This window comes from Pseudomonas sp. GL_135, from assembly GCF_057834665.1.
Genome location: NZ_CM174408.1, coordinates 309,085 through 328,342, shown reverse-complemented (window position 1 = coordinate 328,342; position 19,258 = coordinate 309,085). Strand labels below are relative to the sequence as shown.

The following is a 19,258-nucleotide window of genomic DNA, read 5'->3' as shown; positions in this document are numbered from 1 at the left end:
AAATTTATAACCTTATAACGAGTGACGCCGCCCTACACTCCAGCAACCTGGGAGTCAAGAAAGTTCTATAGTTAGACACATTCGCGATTACTGTTATAGCGACAGGCGATAGCCGTCGCTAATCAACTGTTTCATATAGCCTTTAGCAGATAGCACTTCGTCTGGCATTTCTACAGATCGCGTCACCCGCGTCTACCCTGAGTATTAGTTGCGATCCCGCAATCCAATCCCGCGTGTACAGGAATACGATCATGGACGACACAACCACTTCAGCCGTGTTCAGAGAGCTCTTTCCCGAACAAGTCGCCGATAAATGCTCCTCCGATGCATTGGAGGCCAATAATAGCCCGCTTGCCTATCTTCACGCGCTTTACCACCAGGCACTAGAGCTTGAAAAGCTTGGCGACGCCGCTACTCAGATCAGGCTCGCCACACGGCGCCCGGATATAGGCGAAAGGGTACTCGATGAAGGCAGTCTTGAAACCCACATACCCGCGCTGACCCTGGTCATAGAGGCGATGACACGTGAGGCAAAACTCCACGTAGGGGACAAAACCGTCCTGTCAGAGCGAATCGCTAACGCACAGTACCCTGTGCAGTTACCCTTTCATTATCCCCTTGAACAAATCAACGCCGTACTTAGCGTTAGACAGTCCTCCCTGTTCAATCTGTTACAGCAGACTGATTACGCCTACCCCAACTTCGTTTACGGAAACCTACGAACCGATCAACTGCGTAATATCATGCGCAAAGCCACCGGATTCAGTCCCTCACTGCAAGCGTTATTGCTGGAAAAAAATGACAGCACGGTTGCCGACTTTTTGCTAAAGCGCTACGGCGTGACAGGCACTGCGGAGCACGCGCTGGAACGATTGAGTGATGTCGAATTTCTTGCGCGGCAAACAGGGTTGAAGCCGGAAGACATTGTTGATTTGCTCGCTGTGTCCGGCGTAGCAGACGAGAGCCAGGAGGCATTTACCGCTGTTAAACAGTCAAGCGCCTACTCGCCAGCCGGTAAGAACGCGGTGCCGATCGCGGGGCACATCTTCGGCGCAGCTTTTATCAATAACGCCACTGCCCCCGCCCTTACGCTGCAAGACACGTTAAGCGGAGCAGGTATCTCACTGCGAATCAAAGGCGCCAATGCGGACCACCTCGGCCGCATCCACAAAATCATTCACCTGCAACACGCCCTGCAGTTGCCCTACTCGGAAGTAGATCTTCTGGTCATGGCCGCGCTGCGCGCGGAAGGTCAGACCAAAGACTTCACCATTACGGAAAACACCCTCAGGGCATTGGGCGTATTCAAACACCTGCGAAATGAATATCAGATTACTGCCGAGCAATTCGCGGCGCTGATAGATGAGGTGACGCCTTATGCCGTAGGTGAAACCGAGCCGTTTCTCGATAGAGTTCTTGATGGCCCAGGGGCAGGCATGCTGGCAGAAATCGATACGCCGCTGGTGCTCGATGCACGGGTCTTTGAACTACCCACGACCACGGGCGTTGAGAATGCTGCGCCAAACCCGGTGATCGCTGAACTCTGCAAAGCGTTCGCACTTGAAGAGAACGTGGCAATTCTATATCTGAACCAGATCAAACGGACGTTGGGCGTGAAACAGCATGCCCTGACGCTTGGGGTCTTTTCGTCGTTATACCGTCTTACTCGATTGCCGCGACTTCTGCGTCTGGGCATGAACGAGGGCGCCAGCCTGATCGCGCTGCTCGACGCCGCTAACCCTCAGGTCATGGCACAACTGGCTGGCAAACCGGTGATTGCCAGCGATGAAAAGACGACCGACGTCCTTGATGTACTGATTGGCCTTGCGAATCTGGACCACTGGCTGCGCGAGCACAGCATCACGCCGACCGCGCTTTTGAGTTGGCTCACGCCCTACCCCACTAACATACCCGCCAGCCTTAAATCGTATTTCGCTTTGGATGCACGCATCCAACGCACCGTTCTTGACGCTGTCCCGCGAATCAAATCGTCACTGGTCACCGAGTCGGGCCTCGCTCAGACCGCTGGGGCAGGCGTAATGCTCATATCGGGTTCATGGCTGGACACGCTGTCCGCTTACATTGACAGCAGCGGCCTTATTAAATCGTTTGCCCTGGAGACCTCAGGCCCCCTCGCCAGTCAGTTGACCGAGGTGATTGTAGGCAAAGTTGCCAGCACTTCCGGCCTGCTCATAGCCAAAGCTAATTTGGTGGAGATAGCTGATGGTCTTGGGTCGCTCATACAAAACGCAGTGATCGCCCAAGAAGATGCGGTAAAACACATCATTGGCGCAGCGTTTGGTAAATCGAACGATGTCCTGGCCCTGAAGCCTGAACATGCTCTGCAATTACTGCAGTGGGTGAGCGTCTCGCGCTTTGAGCTCCTCGCTGGAATCCTCGAAGCAGAATCCGGTCCACCAGAGCCACCCGGCGCGACAGCAAATGGCCTTGATGTCGCGCTATGGAGCAATCTCGCTCGCCATGCGCAGGTGATCAAGCATTTCAAGTTGAGCGCCTCAGGCTTGAGCGCGCTGCTGAATAGACCCGAATGGTTTTCGCTCGAGCAAACCACGCTGGATAATAAGGTGCCGTCAACAGTGCTGCCTGTGTTGAATCTCGATCTGTGCTACCAGATCGGGCGTTACCACGACTGGGTGTCCAAATGTGAAGAAAATGGTTTTGAAGAGAAAGACGCGCTGGCCTTCTTCGGCAACATTCCAGCCGCCGACGATACCGAGGCAATCGTCGCTTCGTCCCAGCGATTAGGAAAATTGACGGGCTGGTCCCAGAGCGAAGCCTTGTCGCTGATGTCTTCGTTGCAAAAAGTGAAAGAACATCCGTTGGAAGAAAATCTGCTGCCCGAACAGCCAGTCAAGGCCGTAGCCACCTTTGATGACTTCCTAAAGTTGCTCAAACCTGCTGAGAAAGCGCTCTACTACCGCTGGGAGCAGAGGCCCAGAGGCGCAATGGCCGAATTGCTTAATATGTACATGTTGGAAAACAGAACATCGAGCGGAGGCACAGAGGCTGACATTGAACGCGGACTGTACGACAAATTCAAAACATTCATGAGCGATAACCCGGCGCCTCTGCGAGTGTTTGCGAGCCAATATCTGCCAGAAACGAAGCCTACTCTGTGGAAAGAAATGGAGCTATATCAAAGAAATAAATCGCCGCTGACCCTGACGAAATATGACCCGGAAATTTTGGAACCTGAGCCAGGAAAGATTGAGCCTCAAGTGGCATCAGGTTTGAAAAGCACCTTAAGCGACATTGATTACGTGCTGAGATCGCAGCGCCTTTGCAATTTGACGAAATTGCCGTTCCGTTCAGTTCTGGACATGTACAGGCTTGACAGGAGCTCGGCATTTGATGCGTATCGAAATACCGCACAACTGTTACTGGGTGCATGTAGCGAGAAGGAGTCAGCGTCGGTCCAGTCACTCTTGCAGGAAAAGTGGCGTGATGCATTGGCGGGTTACCTGCTAGAACATTGGGCGCCCTCCACTGAGGCTACTAAAACGCGCATTAATTCGTTCGATGATCTGTCCAACTATTTTCTGACAGATATCCTGGTCAGCTCAGCTGCCACTACCCGCGTTGCCATTAAGCATATTGCCAGTCTGCAGCATTATTTGCACAGGCTGTTTGCCCGTCTGGAACCCGGCTATGTGAATGCCGCTATTCCGGAAGCCGCCTCGACGGTGTGGCGAGAGTACATGAGTGAATATGGACTATGGAAAATCTGGAAAACTCAGATCAACCACCCGGAAAATTTAATTTATTACGCAAACCGACCCAATAAAACCGCCGCATTCCAATCCCTGGAAGTCGAGCTCAACCAAGGCAAGCTTGATCCCGCACTACTGCAAACTGCCATTACCAGCTACCTGACTAAGTTTGAACAGACCAGCAACCTGCAGGTTGTTAGCGGGTATCTGGACGGCGTAGATCCTAAAAACGACACTTATCATTTCATTGGCAAAACCAACACGTCGCCCCCTGAGTACTACTGGCGCTCGGTAGACATGGGACTGCGTGATGACAAAGAACGTTTGAGCCCGCTCGCCTGGACGGAGTGGGAAAAGATTAGCGTCGCACCAGGTGGCCAAATCACACAAAGCAGCTACAGAGAGACAACACGTGACAATAAGATCATTAAACACACTTGTGACACGATCCGCCCGGTGATGATCGAGGGGCGGCCTTATGTGTTTTGGGTCGAGCGTGGCTCCGTGGGCCTGCCCAGTTCTGACAAGCAAAACCAGACCCCTACCAAGTTCAAGAAGCTTTCTGTTCAGTACATTTACAAGCAAAGTGACGGCTTTTGGTCGCCGCCTAATGAGTTGATGAGCCTGGATGGAACAAAAGATGGCAAGCGGCTTGATGACATGGTGGACGACGAATCGAGCTCAGCGAAAAACAAAACAAAAATCCCAAACCCATACCTCAAAGATGACACATACGAGCCAGGGCTGATTGCGCTGGTTAACGTGGAAGGAGAGCGGGCTAAAGATCCCTGGTTAACAGTGATGCTGTACGACTGCGCGAGGCCCTCTGAAACAGCGATGAGTCCCGGAAAGATCGATAGCGACTACTTCATTCAGTCGCGAGACCTCTTACTCATAGATAAAAAAACCTTCCTCACAGCAGACCTAGAGAGAGTCAGCCTTGATATTTATTCCTGTAATCGCGACATCAGGGCGATTCAGTATCCCTACGGCATTGAGCGCATCATCATAAAATCCACAGGAACAAGTGAGATAGGTTATATAGCAAATGAGCAATGGAACACTGCTGACCACCTCGCAGCCGAATTACCGGGTATTAAGGGACCGTTGAGCGCGATAATAAATGATTATTGGTTTCAAGCATCCCCTCCCAACACGATGACGGTGAGCTTCAACAAAAAAACCGCTGACCGCATGACGATCACGAGCGAATATCGGAAAAAAATATTCGATAAAACAATTACCCCTACATTACTTTCCTGCAACGTAGCCTGGCAGGGGATTATAAGCGGCGCCCGCGCCTCAATCAATTATCAAGAGTCCAACATTTCGCCTTTTTCCAAGCCGTCACATGTAGTGTCACTGACCATCGTTTCTAGTGAGACAGCCCCTCCCAAGCTGGGATATTCCTTGCTCGTCGATGGAGTTGAAAAAATTTCGCTTCTAGAGGCAGCTCAAAAAAGCAGCAAGACTGGTCTATGGACATACTCGCTTAAAATAGACAACGCCGAGAATTTAATTGACGACAGTTTTAAAATAGTCTGCGCCTTTGCCAAACAAACAGTTTCAGCCCCCCTGCAGCTGACTGTTAACCCAGAGGCATATGCACACGTAACGCTAGGTCTCGTATTTACGGAACGCGCCAAATCTAACTCCGAGGTGCTGGAGGTAGACCTTAAATCCAGGACTGCCCATGCCAATGGGCACGTTATTCTTTCATGCGACGTCAACTTAGCAACTCTGGGACCGAAGGACTACTTCATTCGTGCACTGATACGTAACCGAGAAGTCAGCGATTCTCACTTCTTTTGGTCATTAGAACAGATGACAGCCTCCGAAAAATGGGACATCTCAATCAAGCGGAACGAGCAACAGGCCCAATATCTCGATCTGAATGCCGTTGCCGATCAATCCCCAACATTTCCTACCAACACCATTCGGCTCAACACCCTGTTCGGTAAGCAACTCGTTGCCCGTGCATCGCGCAGCGTAGAACGGGCGTTGGAGTGGGACGCGCAGTTGCTCAAAGAACCCACAATCGATCACGCCATTCCCAACCCGTCTGTTGATTTTCACGGCGCCAACGGCATCTATTTTCGGGAGTTGTTCCTCCACTTGCCGAATCTCGTAGCCACTCGCCTGAGCGAACAACAACAATTCGATGAGGCTGAGCGTTGGTACACCCAGTATTTGTTCGACCCCTACAGAACACAGAAGGACGAAAAACAGCGTCCGCCCTTCTGGAACACCCGTCCCCTCGCGGATGCGGGGACAGGTACCTCAGAGTTGCAAAAGGTGGTGAACCCCACGACCAGAGCTTTCATTCTGTCGCGATACAACCGGCAAGCGGTGTTCCTTTCGATGGTGGAAAACTGGCAGCGCCAGGGCGACCATTTTTACCGTCAACTTACCCCGAGCACGCTCAATCACGCCTGGCTAAGCTATCAAAAAGCGCTGAAGCTGATCGGGCCGCTACCAGAGCGCACGGCGGTGTCGCGTTGGGTGCCTACCGCACTGAGCCAACTGGAAGGCTCGGCATTCCGTATGCCGATCAATGAACGCGTTATAGAAACGCGGAAAATAATCGAACATCGCCTGTTCAATCTACGCCACGGCCTGACGCTGGACGGAAAGCTGCTGCCGGTCATGGACTGGCGCACAGAAGGCACAGACCCTTTCGGGTTCGCCCAACGAGGCATCGGTCATCTCATCAGCAGCTACAACAGCGACCGCATGCAAATACCGGCCTACCGGTTCAGGCAGTTGATCCCCATGGCCCGTGCAGCGGTGCAGCAACTTCAGGACATGGGTCGGCATTACATGAAGCTGATGGAGGATGAGTTCAACACTTCCCTTTCCGTGCTGCTAAAACAGCAGGAGATCAGAATCTCTGATTTCACATTAAGACTTAAGCAGGAGGCAATCAGCTCGGTCAAGGCCAAGAAGGAAACGTTATTGATAAGCAAGCAGATAGCGACTTTCAAGAAGAATCACTACACCAACCTGATTGAAGTTGGGCGGTCTGCAAGGGAGGAGGCGGCAACAGGCCTGCAGTGGACGGCGGCAATACTGGAAAACACTTCAATGCCGCCAAAGCTTCTTGCCAGTGCAATCAAGGCCGTGGTGCCAAACATCTATGGCTTGGCAGTCGGCGGAAATGAACCTTCAAAAACCATTGACACGTTCTCTGAGTTGGCCGAAATCGGTGCTAAAGCCTCCAAGTATCTTGCAGACAAACTCCTTGTTGAAGCGGGCTACGAACGCCGGGCAAACGGATGGACATTCGAACAGGGCCTCGCAGCGTTGGATATTAAATCCATCGACCTGCAGCTGAAGGAGACCAATATCGAACTAAACGCAGCCACCTTATCTATGGACGAGGCCCGTACCCATCGCAAAAACCTCGAAGAAGCCCACGTGGCCATGACAACCGGCTTCACCATCATCCCCATCTACAACTGGCTCGTCGCCCGTCAGGAACTGCTCTATGCCCCAGCCTATGACGCCGTCTTGTCGTTGTGCCTGAGCGCCGAAGCCGCCTGGCGTTACGAGATCGGCGATTACAAACGACCTGCGTTTGTTAAGACCAGCGCATGGATCGACTCCTACAAAGGCATGCTGGCGGGCGAGTCGTTGCTGGTCGATTTGCAGGAAATGGAAAATGCGTATCTGCAAAGCAATGAGCGTCGCTTGACGATCAGAAAAACAATCAATATCTGGGAGGCGCAGACTGATACAGGTCTCAAGATCCTTAAGGGGCTGAAGAGCACCCCTCTGACATGCGACATTAAATCCGCCGACTTCGACCGGAGCTATCCTGGCCATTACCTGCGGCAGCTCAAGCACGTATCGGTTTCGTTCGTAATGGCTGCCGAAGCCGGCGATACCATGAAAGAGGTCAGCGCGGTTCTGACCCAAACCGACAGCACGACGCTGATCGAGCCTGTCAAAGATGGGGCTGAGTATCTTTACGGTCTAGCCACCAAACCACCTGCCAGCGTTAAACGTAATTTACGAGCGCAACAGCAAATCGCCCTATCGTCAGGCACTGCCGATGACGGATTGGGTTTTGGGCCCGGGGATTGGGTGTATGAACTGATGTTCCACGATGGCCGGTATTTGCCATTCGAGGGCACGGGTGCGATATCGCGCTGGCAGCTAAGCTTTCCTGACGAGCAGTTCGTCAGGTCATTGGTCAACGGTGATAAAGCACTCGTCAAAAGCATCCAGCTTCATATGGTCTACACCGCAGTAGACGGCGGCAAGGAATTCACTGACACCGTGAAAACACTGCGAGACAAGCCGTAACCGCAACAAGCACCACGTCGGGGTCATGATCATCTCATGGCCTTCGACGATTACTTGGATTCAGCCCACCTCCGTGGGCTGAATACGTATTACCCCCGCCGCGCCACCAGCAAAAACGACGCCGCACTCGCCAACAACCCCGCACACGCCCGGTTGAACCACCGCTTGCCACTAGACTTGGCAAACAGCCGACGCGCATGCACCCCCATCCAGCAATACAGCCCGATAGCGATACATTCCAGCGCCAGAAACAGCGCGCCCAGTTGTGCGAATTGAGTGGTGATAACGCCGGTACGGTCCACGAATTGCGGCAGAAACGCCGTGAACAAGAGAATGGCTTTGGGGTTGCCGATGGCGATCAGAAACTCCTGACGTGCCAGCCTCGGCACTCCGGCCTGCGCGCCGGCTTCGACATCGTGCGCCTCGCATGGCGCTCGCCACAGTTGTAACGCCAGATAGAACAGATACGCCGCCCCCACAATCTTGATCGTATGAAACAGCCACTCGGACGTATGCAGCACCGCTGTAAGCCCGACTGCGGCCAGCGCAATCATGATCGCGAATGCCAGCAACCTACCAAGCCCGCCGGTGCAGGCGCGGCCAAATCCATAACGCGACGCGTTGCTGATGGAGAGCAGATTATTCGGGCCCGGCGCCATGTTCAGGGCGAAACAGGCGGGGATGAATAGAGCGAGGGTCGACATGTCCATGGCGGTGTCCCTTCCAGTAGCCGGGTGAAACATCATTTTGCACTCGTCACCAGCCGGCTCAAGATACAGCTAGGCCGGGAAACCGCGCCTGGCTGTACCGGTGCGAGACAAACGCGGTAACCAAGGGGCGATGAAACGCCCATCGAGAAAACCTAGCCTTGCAGTCCCTCCCCCAGCAAGGACGCTCCGATGCTGCCCCTCCTCCGCGCGATGACCTGCGCTTTGATCGCGCTCGTTTCCATCACAGCCAATGCCACCTCTTGCCCCGACTGGCCACCGGCCAAAGCCCGAAGCGAAATCCTCGCGCTGCAAAGCCAGATCACCCAATGGGACGACAGTTATCACCGCCAGGGCGTCTCGCTGGTGGCCGATGAGCTGTACGACCAATCCGTTCAGCGACTCGCCGATCTGCGCGGCTGTTTCGCCGCGACGCCAGCCTCGCCCTTGAACCCGCTGAAAACCGCGCGCGGTACCGTTGCCCATCCCATCCCCCATACGGGCCTGACCAAACTGCCGGGCGAGGTTGCCGTTCAGGCGTGGCTTGAAGGCCGAAGCGATCTATGGATTCAGCCGAAGGTAGACGGCGTGGCGGTCTCGCTGGTGTATGTCGACGGCAAACTGGTGAGCGCCATCAGCCGGGGCGACGGGGTTTTCGGTCAGGACTGGACTGGACATGCCCACCAGATCGAGGCGATCCCTCGCCATCTCGCGTGGGAAAAGACCGTGATCCTCCAGGGCGAGTTGTATTGGAAGCTGACAGATCACGTTCAGGCGGACGCCGGCAGTCTTAACGCTCGCAGCAAAGTGGCCGGGCTGCTGGCGCGTCACGCGATCAGCGAACAGGAAGGCGCGAATATCGGGCTGTTCGTCTGGGACTGGCCAGAAGGTCCGTCGGACATGACCGCGCGATTGGCAGGGCTCAGGGCCATGGGTTTCGAGGACAGCGCGCGCTTCAGTGAGCCGTTGGAAGGTTTCATTCAGGCGAAAAACTGGCGAGAGCACTGGTACCGTTCGCCGCTCCCGTTTGCCACCGATGGCGTGGTCATTCGCCAAGGCGAGCGCCCGTCGGCCGAGCGCTGGCAGGCGAAAGCGCCTTACTGGATCGCGGCCTGGAAGTACCCGTTTGCGCAGGCGCTGGCCGAGGTGCGCAAGGTTCATTTCAATGTCGGGCGCAGTGGCAAGATCACGCCCGTGCTGGACATCGAACCGGTGCGCCTGGATGACCGAATGATCGCCCGCATCAGCGTTGGCTCGCTTAAGCGCTGGCAGGAAATGGACATTCGGCCTGGCGATCAGGTCGCGATCAGCCTCGCCGGCCTGACGATTCCGCGTCTGGATGAGGTGATATCGCGCAGCGTTGATCGTGCGCCACTGGATGTGCCGCGAGCAGAGGACTTTCATTCGCTGAGTTGCTGGCAGCCCGTTGAGGGCTGCGAAAGTCAGTTCCGTGAACGGTTGAAATGGCTGGGAGGGAAGAAGGGCTTGGCGCTTAACGGCGTAGGACCGGGCACCTGGGATAAGTTGATTCAGGCAGGACAATTAAACGGTTTGCTGGACTGGATGACCCTCGACAGTGCGCAGCTTGCTAACATTCCCGGTCTGGGCGAGCGCAGCGGCGCTAAACTGCTGGCAAGTTTTCAGGCTGCACGCGATAAGCCCTTTGTCGTGTGGCTCAAAGCCATCGGTTTGCCGCCGGCCACGGGTGTTGATCTGGGTGATTCGTGGGCAGCGCTGGTCTCGCGAAGCGCCGTGGAATGGCAGGCCGAACCCGGCATTGGCTCCGGACGTGCGAAGCAGTTACATGCATTTTTTCAAGACCCGCAGGTGCAGGCCCTAAGCAGGCAGCTGAAGGACGAAGGCATCAACGGTTTTTAGTATTTTCAGGGCCGCATGATTGTGTAGAGCGTGCGGCTGTGTGTATTCAAGGAGTATTCATGAAATTCCTGTCATCCCTTTTTGCATTCACCGCGTGCGGGTTTCTGGCCGCGCCCGTGTTTGCGGCCGAACAAGCGCCGGAGCCGTCCGAATGCGCCTCGAAGCGTCAGGACATCACCACTCAGATTGAGAGCGCCAAAGCCGCCGGCAACACCGATCAACAGGCCGGGCTGCAAAAAGCCCTCAGCGAAATGAACGCAAACTGCACCGACGTCGACGTGGTCAAGCAGCAGGAACAGAAGGTGCTGGATGCCAAGCGCGAAGTCAGCCGTCGCCAGGCGGATCTGAACAAGGCCATGAGCAAAGGCGATCCCGAGAAAATCGACAAGCGTAAAGACAAGCTGGCCGAGTCCCGCAAGGAGTTGCAGGAAGAGCAGGAGAAGCTGGAGAGCGTCAAGCCGGACGAGGATGACGATTAAGCGCAATTACTGCTTTCTGGAGGAGTGAGCTGCTCGGGAAGTGGCGTTCAGTCCGAAATATTCAGCGACTATACTGGCCTCTTCGTGAGCAAGCTCACTCCCACAGGTAGTGTGTTTGCTGCCACATCGCGTCAACTTAGAAATAGTGAGCGGTCAGACAGAGACGCCAAACAGCGCAATCACCAGACCCATCCCGACGATCCAGGCCAGCGAACGCAACGCCGCGAGATCCGCCAGATAGAAGATGATGTAGAGCAGGCGACTGGTCACGAACAGCACGGCCAGTACGTCGATCGTCACCAACTGCGCCACGCCGGCAACGTGGGCAATGATCACACCGGCAGCAAATCCTGGAATCGCTTCAAAACTATTGAGCTGCGCGTTGTGGGCGCGCCGCGGGAGACCTTCGAGGCGGTCGAGAAAGTCACGGGGATCATGATTGTGCCTTGCACTGAACTTGCCGCTGCTGAACTTGGCAACGCCAGCGCACCCTATCGGCAACAGAATCACGATCAACACGCACCAAAAAGCAACGGTCATAACCACATCCTTTTTTTAGAATTTGAGCTTCATCAGAAACATCCCGGCCAACACCTATCTACAGGCTAAGAGCCACGGTCCGCCGAAAGGTTCTTACAGGTAACGCATGCAATCGTAGGACCGGCTTCAGCCGGGAAGGCGTCGCCCGCCACACCACAAATTTGATAGCGCACACACCGGCCCCTTCCCGGCTAAAGCCGGTCCTGCAGAGAACAACCTGCGCGCAGTTTGTTCGCCGTTACTGCCACCGCCATCCCGATTGGCTAAGATGCCAGCCACCCAGCCGACCCAGGCTGTATCTCGTTGCCCAGGAGCCTGCATGTCCAGCGAAGAAGACGCCACCCTCAGTGGCGCAGCGCCGATGATTCCCGATCAGCGTCGGGAGTTGATGCTGCGTCAGTTGCGCAAGCATCAGGTGCTGAGCGTGCATCAGCTCATGGAAATGTTCGACTGCTCGCACATGACTGTCCGCCGCGACATCGCGCTGCTTGAGCAAAGCGGCCGTGCCTATTCGGTGACCGGCGGGGTGCGCATCGCCAGCCAGGTTCACAGCGAGCCCAGTCACCAGTCCAAGGCCGTGGTCGAGCTGCCGCACAAACAGGCGATGGCGAAACTGGCCGCCAGCCTGCTGCACCCTGAGATGACCGTGTACCTGGACGCCGGCACCAGCACGCTGGAAATCGTCCCGTACATCGTCGCACTGGCGGGCATGACCGTGGTCACCAACGATTTTGGCGTGGTCAACGCCCTCGCCGATGCGACCCATGTGGATGTGATTCACACCGGCGGGCTGCTGGATCACCCGAACCGATCCTGTGTCGGCGGGCTGGCAGCGGCGACGCTGCGGCAATTGGCAACCGACGTGGCGTTCATGTCGACCAGTTCGTGGGATCTGCAGCGGGGTACCACGACGCCGTCCGCGCTAAAAGTTGAGGTCAAGCAGGCGGCGATGCAGTCAGCGTCGCGCACGGTGTTGCTGACGACCAGCACGAAATACGGCACGTTCGGCATGTACAAGGTCGCCGGCCTGGAGCAGTTCGACACGATCATCAGCGACGACCGCCTCGCCCACGGCGCAGCGGACAGCATTCGCGGGCTGGGGGTTGAGTTGATGTTGGCGTCGGTGGGTAAGGCCGAGCTCTCCCGACGCTGACATCCCTGCTGTGGGAGTGAGCTTGCTCGCGAAAGCGGTATTTCAGCCGCCGAAGATGCGGCGGATGCGCCTGCTGCTTCGCGAGCAAGCTCGCTCCCCCAGTTGTGTACCGACAGATACATCCCACCCCATAAACCGTGCACCCAAGCCTTGGCAGCCAGCCAGGGCTTTTTTATGCGCGGCTACGTCAATGTTAATTTTTGTTAACTAAAAAAAGCACTTCACATTATCCGATCACAGGTTCACTATCTTTAACAGATCAGAACAAACACCATTCGAGTGCTGATGAACTTCGGCGCTCACCCGAGGAGAGATTCATGGATAACAAGAATGTCGGCGTCATTGGGCTGGGTGCAATGGGCCTGGGTATTGCGCGCTCCTTGCTGCGCAGCGGCTTCAACGTTCATGCCTGTGACGTACGCGCGGCCGTGACAGAGCAATTCGCCAGCGAAGGCGGCGTTGCCTGTGAATCTCCTGCAAGCATGGCGGCGGCCTGCGACGTGATCATCACCGTCGTTGTCAACGCCGAGCAGACCGAAACCGTATTGTTCGGTGACAACGGCGCAGTCGCCGCCCTGCGCCCGGGCAGTCTGATCATCGGTTGCGCCACGGTCGCACCGACCTTCGCCATCGAACTCGGTCAACGCCTCACCGAAAAAGGCCTGCTCTACCTCGACGCGCCGATCTCCGGGGGCGCGGCCAAGGCAGCCGCTGGCGAGATGACCATGATGACCTCCGGCCCGGCTGATTCTTACGCCAAGGCCGACGCGATCCTCAACGGCATGGCGGGCAAGGTCTATCGCCTGGGCGACGTCCACGGCCTGGGCTCCAAAGTCAAAATCATCAATCAGTTGCTGGCCGGCGTCCACATCGCCGCCAGCGCCGAAGCCATGGCCCTGGGCCTGCGCGAAGGCGTCGATGCCGATGCGCTGTACGAAGTGATCACCAACAGCGCCGGTAACTCGTGGATGTTCGAGAACCGCGTGCCGCACATTCTCAAGGCGGACTACACGCCGTTGTCGGCCGTGGACATCTTCGTCAAAGACCTGGGTCTGGTACTCGATACCGCCCGCGCCAGCAAATTCCCGCTGCCGCTGTCGTCCACCGCCCACCAGATGTTCATGCAAGCCTCTACCGCTGGCTTTGGTCGCGAGGATGATTCTGCCGTGATCAAGATTTTCCCGGGCATCGAACTGCCGAACGCCAAGCCTGAAAACAACTGAGATGACGCTGATGAGCACCACGACTCCGCGCCCTCTGTTGGGCTGCATCGCCGATGATTTCACCGGCGCCACCGACTTGGCCAACATGCTGGTGCGGGGCGGCATGCGCACCGTGCAGAGCATTGGTATCCCGAGCGCCGAGAGCCTGTCCGAACTGGACGCCGACGCCATCGTCATCGCGCTGAAGTCCCGCACCACGCCCGCTGCAGAAGCGGTGGAAGAATCCCTCGCCGCGCTGCAGTGGCTGCGTGAGCAGGGCTGCGAGCAGATCTTCTTCAAATACTGCTCGACGTTTGATTCCACCGCCAAAGGCAACATTGGCCAGGTCAGTGAAGCGCTGCTCAAGGCGCTGAACAGCGATTTCGCGTTGGCTTGCCCGGCGTTCCCGGAGAACGGTCGCACGATTTTCCGCGGCCATCTGTTCGTGCAGGACCAACTGCTCAGCGAATGTGGCATGCAAAACCACCCGCTGACGCCGATGACCGATGCCAATCTGGTGCGCGTGCTGCAATCGCAAACCACGCAGAAAGTTGGCCTGCTGCGTTATGACAGCATCGCCAAAGGCGTCGACGGCGTGCGTGCGCGCATCAAAGAGTTACGTGGAGACGGCGTGGTCATGGCGATTGCCGACGCGCTGTCTGACGCTGATTTGTACACGCTGGGCGAAGCCTGCGCCGACCTGCCGCTGCTCACCGGCGGCTCGGGTCTGGCGCTGGGCCTGCCGGGCAATTTCCGCAAAGCGGGCAAGCTGCGCGACATCGATGCGGCGAAGCTTGAGCACGTCGACGGCGGCGAAGTGGTATTGGCGGGCAGCGCGTCGGTGGCTACCAACGGCCAGGTTGCCGCCTGGCTTGAGGCTAACCGGCCTGCACTGCGCATCGATCCATTGGCATTGGCTGAAGGCAAACCGGTGGTGGCAGACGCACTGGCGTTCGCCCGCGATGCCGGGCAAACCGTGCTGATCTACGCCACCAGCAGCCCGGAAGAAGTCAAAGCTGTGCAGCAAAAACTCGGCGTCGAACGTGCTGGCGCGCTGGTCGAAGACGCGCTGGGGCAGATCGCTAGCGGCCTGTTGGACGCGGGCGTGAAACGCTTTGTCGTCGCTGGCGGTGAAACCTCCGGTGCCGTGGTTCAGGCCTTGGGTGTGAGCCTACTGAAGATCGGCGCGCAGATCGACCCGGGTGTTCCAGCGACCATCAGCAGCGGTGCGATGCCTCTGGCTCTGGCGCTGAAGTCCGGGAATTTCGGTGGCCGCGACTTTTTCGACAAAGCCCTCAAGCAACTGGCGGGGGGTGCTCAATGAGCAACGTAACCAGCCCTTCAGTGAGCGCCGAAAACAAGCAGCGTGAAGAAATCTGCACCATCGGCCGTCTGCTGTTCGGACGCGGCTACACCGTCGGCACCGCAGGCAACATCAGCGCGCGCCTTGACGACGGCTGGCTGATTACGCCAACCGACGCATGCCTGGGGCGCCTCGATCCTGATGCCATCGCCAAGGTCAATCTGGCCGGCGAATGGGTGTCCGGCGATAAGCCGTCGAAGACATTGGCGCTGCATCGTCAGGTCTACGACCGCAATCCCGGTGTCGGCGGCGTGGTGCACACCCACTCGACGCACCTGGTCGCGCTGACACTGGCCGGCGTCTGGAAACCCGAAGACATCCTCCCGCCGATCACCCCTTATCAGGTGATGAAGGTCGGGCACATTCCCTTGATTGCCTACGAGCGCCCCGGCTCGCCGAACGTCGCTGAACAAGTGGCGAAACTGGCGAACAGCGTGCGCGGCGTGATGCTCGAACGACTCGGCCCGGTGATCTGGGAAAGCTCGGTCGCCAAGGCTTCTTATGCGCTGGAAGAGCTGGAGGAGACCGCACGCCTCTGGCTGATGAGCAACCCCAAACCTGAACCGCTGGACGCAGCGGCCCTGGAAGAACTGCGCCAGACGTTCGGCGTGAACTGGTAACCCCAACGGCGTTTTGATCGAAAACCGGCCTGCCGGTTTTCGGCGGACCGGCTTGGCCGGAAAACAATAACAACGGGACACAACATGACTCCTCTATTGCTCATGATCATCGCCGGAGCCGGCATTGCGCTGTTGCTGCTTCTGGTCCTGAAATACAAGTTTCAACCGTTCGTGGCGCTGATGCTGGTCAGCATTATCGTGGCGCTGGTGGCCGGGGTTAAACCGGGCGATCTGGTAGCGACCATCGAAGGCGGCATGGGCAAAACCCTCGGCCACATCGCGATCATCATCGCCCTTGGCGCCATGATCGGCCGCATCATCGAACTGTCCGGCGGCGCCGAGGCGCTGGCCAAGACCCTGATCAACCGCTTCGGCAACCGGCGCACGCCGCTGGCCCTGACTGTGGCGGGTTTCATGGTCGGTATTCCAGTGTTCTTCGAAGTCGGCGTGATCATCCTCATGCCACTGGCCTACGGCGTCGCCCGCGCTGCTCGTAAGCCATTGCTGGTTTATGCGCTGCCGATGTGCGCTGCGCTGTTGTCGGTACACGCCTTCCTGCCACCGCATCCGGGTGCTGTTGCAGCCGCCGGCCAGCTGGGCGCGGACTTGGGTCGCGTATTGATGTTCGGGCTGCCGATGGTGGGGATTCTGTGCCTGATCGGTTACCTGATCGCCGGGCGCATGACCCGCAGGGTCTACCCGATGACCGACGATATCCGCAGCGAAGTGTACGGCTCCCACGTCACCAACGACGACCTGGTGGCTTGGGCCAATAACGATTACTCGCGAGTGTCTGAAGCGACCCACACCAAAGAGCTGGGCCTGGAAGAAAACGCCAGCAGCCTGGCGGCACGCCTGCCCAAAGCGCCGGCGCCGGGGGCAGGCATCATCATCGCGCTGATTCTGCTGCCGATCATTTTGATTCTGCTGGGCACGCTGGCGACCACGATGTTGCCAGCCGACTCAATGCTGCGCAACGTGCTGACCGTTCTCGGCGCGCCGCTGGTGGCACTGCTGATCGACACGCTGCTGTGCGCCTGGTTGCTGGGCTCGCGCCGTGGCTGGAGCCGCAGTCAGGTGTCCGATGTCGTGGGCTCGGCACTGCCCGGTGTAGCGATGGTGATCTTGATTGCGGGCGCAGGCGGCGTGTTTGGCAAGGTGCTGGTCGATACCGGCATCGGCGCCGTCGTGTCCGAAGCGCTGCGCAACACCGGCCTGCCGGTCCTCGCGCTGGGCTTTCTGCTGACACTGCTGTTGCGCGCCGTACAGGGCTCGACCACAGTGGCGCTGGTGACCACGGCTGGCATTCTCAGCCCGCTGATCGCCACGCTGAACCTGAGCGCCAACCACATGGCCCTGCTCTGTCTGGCCATGGGCGGTGGCGGTCTGGCGATGTCGCACATCAACGACGCCGGTTACTGGATGTTCACCAAACTGGCGGGCCTCAACGTTGCCGACGGCCTGCGCACCTGGACCTTCCTGGTGACCATTCTGGGCACCCTCGGGTTCTTGATGACGCTGCTGCTCTGGCCATTCGTCTAACGGCTTCAATTGGGAGATAACCATGCCTCGCTTCGCTGCCAACCTCAGCATGATGTATCCGCAATACGACTTTCTGGCGCGTTTCTCGGCTGCGGCGAGTGACGGCTTCAAGGGCGTGGAATACCTGTTTCCGTATGACTTCAAGGCCGAGGAAATCAAGCTGCGTCTGGACGACTTCGGCCTGACCCAGGCGCTGTTCAATGCCCCGCCCGGCGATTTCACCAAGGGCGAGCGCGGCATTGCATCGTTGCCGGGCCGGGAGAGCGAATTTCGCGACGGCTTTCAGAAAGCGCTGGATTACGCAGCGGTGCTGGGCAACGACCGGATTCACGTCATGGCCGGCCTGCTGCACAGTGAAGATCTGCGTCAGAAGCATCACGCGGTGTACCTGGAAAACCTGAGCTTCGCCGCGCAACAGGCGGCAAAGGTCGGGCTGACGGTGTTGATCGAGCCGATAAACACCCGCGATATTCCGGGCTTCTTCCTCAATCGTCAGGATCAGGGTCAGGCGGTGCTGAAAGAAGTCGGCGCTGACAATCTGCGGGTGCAGTTCGACTGCTATCACTGCCAGATCGTCGAGGGCGACGTGACCAGCAAACTGCGTCGTGACTTCGCCGGCATCGGCCACATCCAGATCGCGGGTGTGCCGGACCGGCATGAGCCGAGCGTGGGGGAAGTGAATTACCCGTGGCTGTTCGAAGAGATCGACCGCCTGGGCTACACCGGCTGGGTCGGCTGCGAGTACCGTCCGAAAGGCGATACCAGCGAAGGCCTGCAGTGGCTGCGCGATTGGCAGGCGCGTCATCAGAGCTGAAGCACACATTTCATTGCGGAAGCGAGCTTGCTCGCGAATCGGTCAGTACATCCGCTCGATTTTCAGGATCTGAAATGCCGTCTTCGTGAGCAAGCTCACTCTCACAGGGACTGTGTGTGTGCTGCCTGATCGCGCCCCGTCAGAACGATAGACCGCTCAGTGATCACCCAAAACTTCAGGCACGCAGCACGATCACTCGTTGATCGATTCTTCCTTGAACTGATCTTTCACGTAGGTGATTTCGGTCTTGCCGTGTGGCGCCGGCAGGCCGTCTTCGCCCAGGTTCACGAAGACCATTTTCTCGACCGTGAGAATGCTCTTGCGGGTGATCTTGTTGCGCACCTGGCAGGTCAGCGTGATGGAGGTGCGGCCAAATTCGGTGGCGGTAATCCCCAGTTCGATGATGTCGCCCTGACGCGACGCGCTGACAAAGTTGATCTCGGAAATGTACTTGGTCACGACGCGCTGATTGCCCAACTGAACAATGGCGTAGATGGCCGCTTCTTCGTCGATCCAGCGCAACAGGCTGCCGCCGAACAACGTGCCGTTGGGGTTGAGGTCTTCGGGTTTTACCCATTTGCGGGTGTGGAAGTTCATGGGGGCTCCGGGGTGTTTGGGAGGCGGTGGTGGATGTGCCCCAGCTTCAAGCTTCAAGCCTGAAGCTGCAAGTTAAAAGCAGGTCCGCTGTTGTTTACCGCTTGCCGCTTGCAGCTTGCCACTTGCAGCTCAAAGAAAGATAATCGCCACCGCTTCAAAAAACGGTCATCACACCTTGTTACCGTTTTCCCGCCACCTGTCCGAGGGGCGCTGCAGCAGGTCAGACCTGTCAGGCTCGGAGAGGGCGTTGTTTGATCAGGCTTCTCGCCGCTCAAGCTTTAAACGCACAACGGCGCCCATTCGCACCCTACGAATGGAGACTCT

12 protein-coding genes and 1 riboswitch are annotated in these 19,258 nt (G+C 57.3%); of the genes, 9 read left to right on the top strand and 3 right to left on the bottom strand.

Features of this window, described 5'->3' with window-relative positions; genetic code table 11:
- Positions 1-251 precede the first annotated feature (251 nt).
- Positions 252-8,039 (top strand): Tc toxin subunit A-related protein, encoded by a 7,788-nt coding sequence (locus tag AC3ISG_RS01460; RefSeq protein ID WP_489298370.1) that lies wholly within the window; start codon positions 252-254, stop codon positions 8,037-8,039.
- An 89-nt stretch (positions 8,040-8,128) separates the two neighbouring features.
- Here the strand turns inward: AC3ISG_RS01460 and AC3ISG_RS01455 are convergent, their stop codons facing one another.
- Positions 8,129-8,749 (bottom strand): LysE family translocator, encoded by a 621-nt coding sequence (locus tag AC3ISG_RS01455; RefSeq protein ID WP_489299438.1) that lies wholly within the window; start codon positions 8,747-8,749, stop codon positions 8,129-8,131.
- 189 nt (positions 8,750-8,938) lie between these two features.
- Between AC3ISG_RS01455 and ligB the strand changes: the two genes are divergently transcribed.
- Entirely contained in the window at positions 8,939-10,624 is a 1,686-nt protein-coding gene (gene ligB / locus AC3ISG_RS01450; RefSeq protein WP_489298369.1) for an NAD-dependent DNA ligase LigB, read from the top strand.
- Positions 10,625-10,683: 59 nt separating this feature from the next.
- On the top strand, positions 10,684-11,103 hold the full coding sequence (locus tag AC3ISG_RS01445; RefSeq protein ID WP_122536444.1) for a DUF1090 domain-containing protein: 420 nt from the start codon (positions 10,684-10,686) through the stop codon (positions 11,101-11,103).
- Between the two features lie 153 nt (positions 11,104-11,256).
- Here the strand turns inward: AC3ISG_RS01445 and AC3ISG_RS01440 are convergent, their stop codons facing one another.
- Positions 11,257-11,643: an MAPEG family protein gene (locus tag AC3ISG_RS01440; protein ID WP_122536443.1), complete on the bottom strand. Its 387-nt coding sequence runs from the start codon at positions 11,641-11,643 to the stop codon at positions 11,257-11,259.
- A gap of 319 nt (positions 11,644-11,962) precedes the next feature.
- Between AC3ISG_RS01440 and AC3ISG_RS01435 the strand changes: the two genes are divergently transcribed.
- The 6 genes from AC3ISG_RS01435 to otnI all read left to right on the top strand — a co-directional run bounded on the left by AC3ISG_RS01435 (position 11,963) and on the right by otnI (position 18,337).
- Positions 11,963-12,796 carry a DeoR/GlpR family DNA-binding transcription regulator gene (locus tag AC3ISG_RS01435; RefSeq protein WP_205486179.1) on the top strand — a complete coding sequence of 278 codons (834 nt, stop codon included), beginning with the start codon at positions 11,963-11,965 and terminating at the stop codon, positions 12,794-12,796.
- A gap of 200 nt (positions 12,797-12,996) precedes the next feature.
- Positions 12,997-14,019, top strand: a complete 1,023-nt coding sequence (ltnD, locus tag AC3ISG_RS01430; RefSeq protein WP_489298368.1) for an L-threonate dehydrogenase — start codon at positions 12,997-12,999, stop codon at positions 14,017-14,019.
- A 10-nt stretch (positions 14,020-14,029) separates the two neighbouring features.
- Positions 14,030-15,322 (top strand): 3-oxo-tetronate kinase, encoded by a 1,293-nt coding sequence (gene otnK / locus AC3ISG_RS01425; protein ID WP_489298367.1) that lies wholly within the window; start codon positions 14,030-14,032, stop codon positions 15,320-15,322.
- A complete protein-coding gene (gene otnC, locus AC3ISG_RS01420; RefSeq protein WP_122536440.1) occupies positions 15,319-15,981 on the top strand; it encodes a 3-oxo-tetronate 4-phosphate decarboxylase in 663 nt (220 codons plus the stop codon). The genes otnK and otnC overlap by 4 nt, the downstream gene beginning before the upstream one ends.
- Positions 15,982-16,065: 84 nt before the next feature.
- Complete coding sequence (locus tag AC3ISG_RS01415) at positions 16,066-17,523, top strand: GntT/GntP/DsdX family permease (protein WP_122536439.1); 1,458 nt, start codon at positions 16,066-16,068, stop codon at positions 17,521-17,523.
- 22 nt (positions 17,524-17,545) lie between these two features.
- Positions 17,546-18,337 (top strand): 2-oxo-tetronate isomerase, encoded by a 792-nt coding sequence (otnI, locus tag AC3ISG_RS01410; RefSeq protein ID WP_272633640.1) that lies wholly within the window; start codon positions 17,546-17,548, stop codon positions 18,335-18,337.
- Positions 18,338-18,529: 192 nt separating this feature from the next.
- Here the strand turns inward: otnI and AC3ISG_RS01405 are convergent, their stop codons facing one another.
- The gene (locus AC3ISG_RS01405; RefSeq protein WP_122536437.1) at positions 18,530-18,934 is read right to left on the bottom strand and encodes an acyl-CoA thioesterase; all 405 of its coding nucleotides are present in this window, start codon (positions 18,932-18,934) and stop codon (positions 18,530-18,532) included.
- Positions 18,935-19,130: 196 nt separating this feature from the next.
- A riboswitch (S-adenosyl-L-homocysteine riboswitch) is annotated at positions 19,131-19,239 on the top strand.
- Positions 19,240-19,258: the final 19 nt, after the last annotated feature.

What these genes read in the sequence shown, in the direction of transcription:
- AC3ISG_RS01460 (WP_489298370.1), top strand. Translation starts at nt 252, where the DNA reads ATGGACGACACAACCACTTCAGCCGTGTTCAGAGAGCTCTTTCCCGAA.
- AC3ISG_RS01455 (WP_489299438.1), bottom strand. Translation starts at nt 8,749, where the DNA reads ATGGACATGTCGACCCTCGCTCTATTCATCCCCGCCTGTTTCGCCCTG.
- ligB (WP_489298369.1), top strand. Translation starts at nt 8,939, where the DNA reads ATGCTGCCCCTCCTCCGCGCGATGACCTGCGCTTTGATCGCGCTCGTT.
- AC3ISG_RS01445 (WP_122536444.1), top strand. Translation starts at nt 10,684, where the DNA reads ATGAAATTCCTGTCATCCCTTTTTGCATTCACCGCGTGCGGGTTTCTG.
- AC3ISG_RS01440 (WP_122536443.1), bottom strand. Translation starts at nt 11,643, where the DNA reads ATGACCGTTGCTTTTTGGTGCGTGTTGATCGTGATTCTGTTGCCGATA.
- AC3ISG_RS01435 (WP_205486179.1), top strand. Translation starts at nt 11,963, where the DNA reads ATGTCCAGCGAAGAAGACGCCACCCTCAGTGGCGCAGCGCCGATGATT.
- otnK (WP_489298367.1), top strand. Translation starts at nt 14,030, where the DNA reads ATGAGCACCACGACTCCGCGCCCTCTGTTGGGCTGCATCGCCGATGAT.
- otnC (WP_122536440.1), top strand. Translation starts at nt 15,319, where the DNA reads ATGAGCAACGTAACCAGCCCTTCAGTGAGCGCCGAAAACAAGCAGCGT.
- AC3ISG_RS01415 (WP_122536439.1), top strand. Translation starts at nt 16,066, where the DNA reads ATGACTCCTCTATTGCTCATGATCATCGCCGGAGCCGGCATTGCGCTG.
- otnI (WP_272633640.1), top strand. Translation starts at nt 17,546, where the DNA reads ATGCCTCGCTTCGCTGCCAACCTCAGCATGATGTATCCGCAATACGAC.
- AC3ISG_RS01405 (WP_122536437.1), bottom strand. Translation starts at nt 18,934, where the DNA reads ATGAACTTCCACACCCGCAAATGGGTAAAACCCGAAGACCTCAACCCC.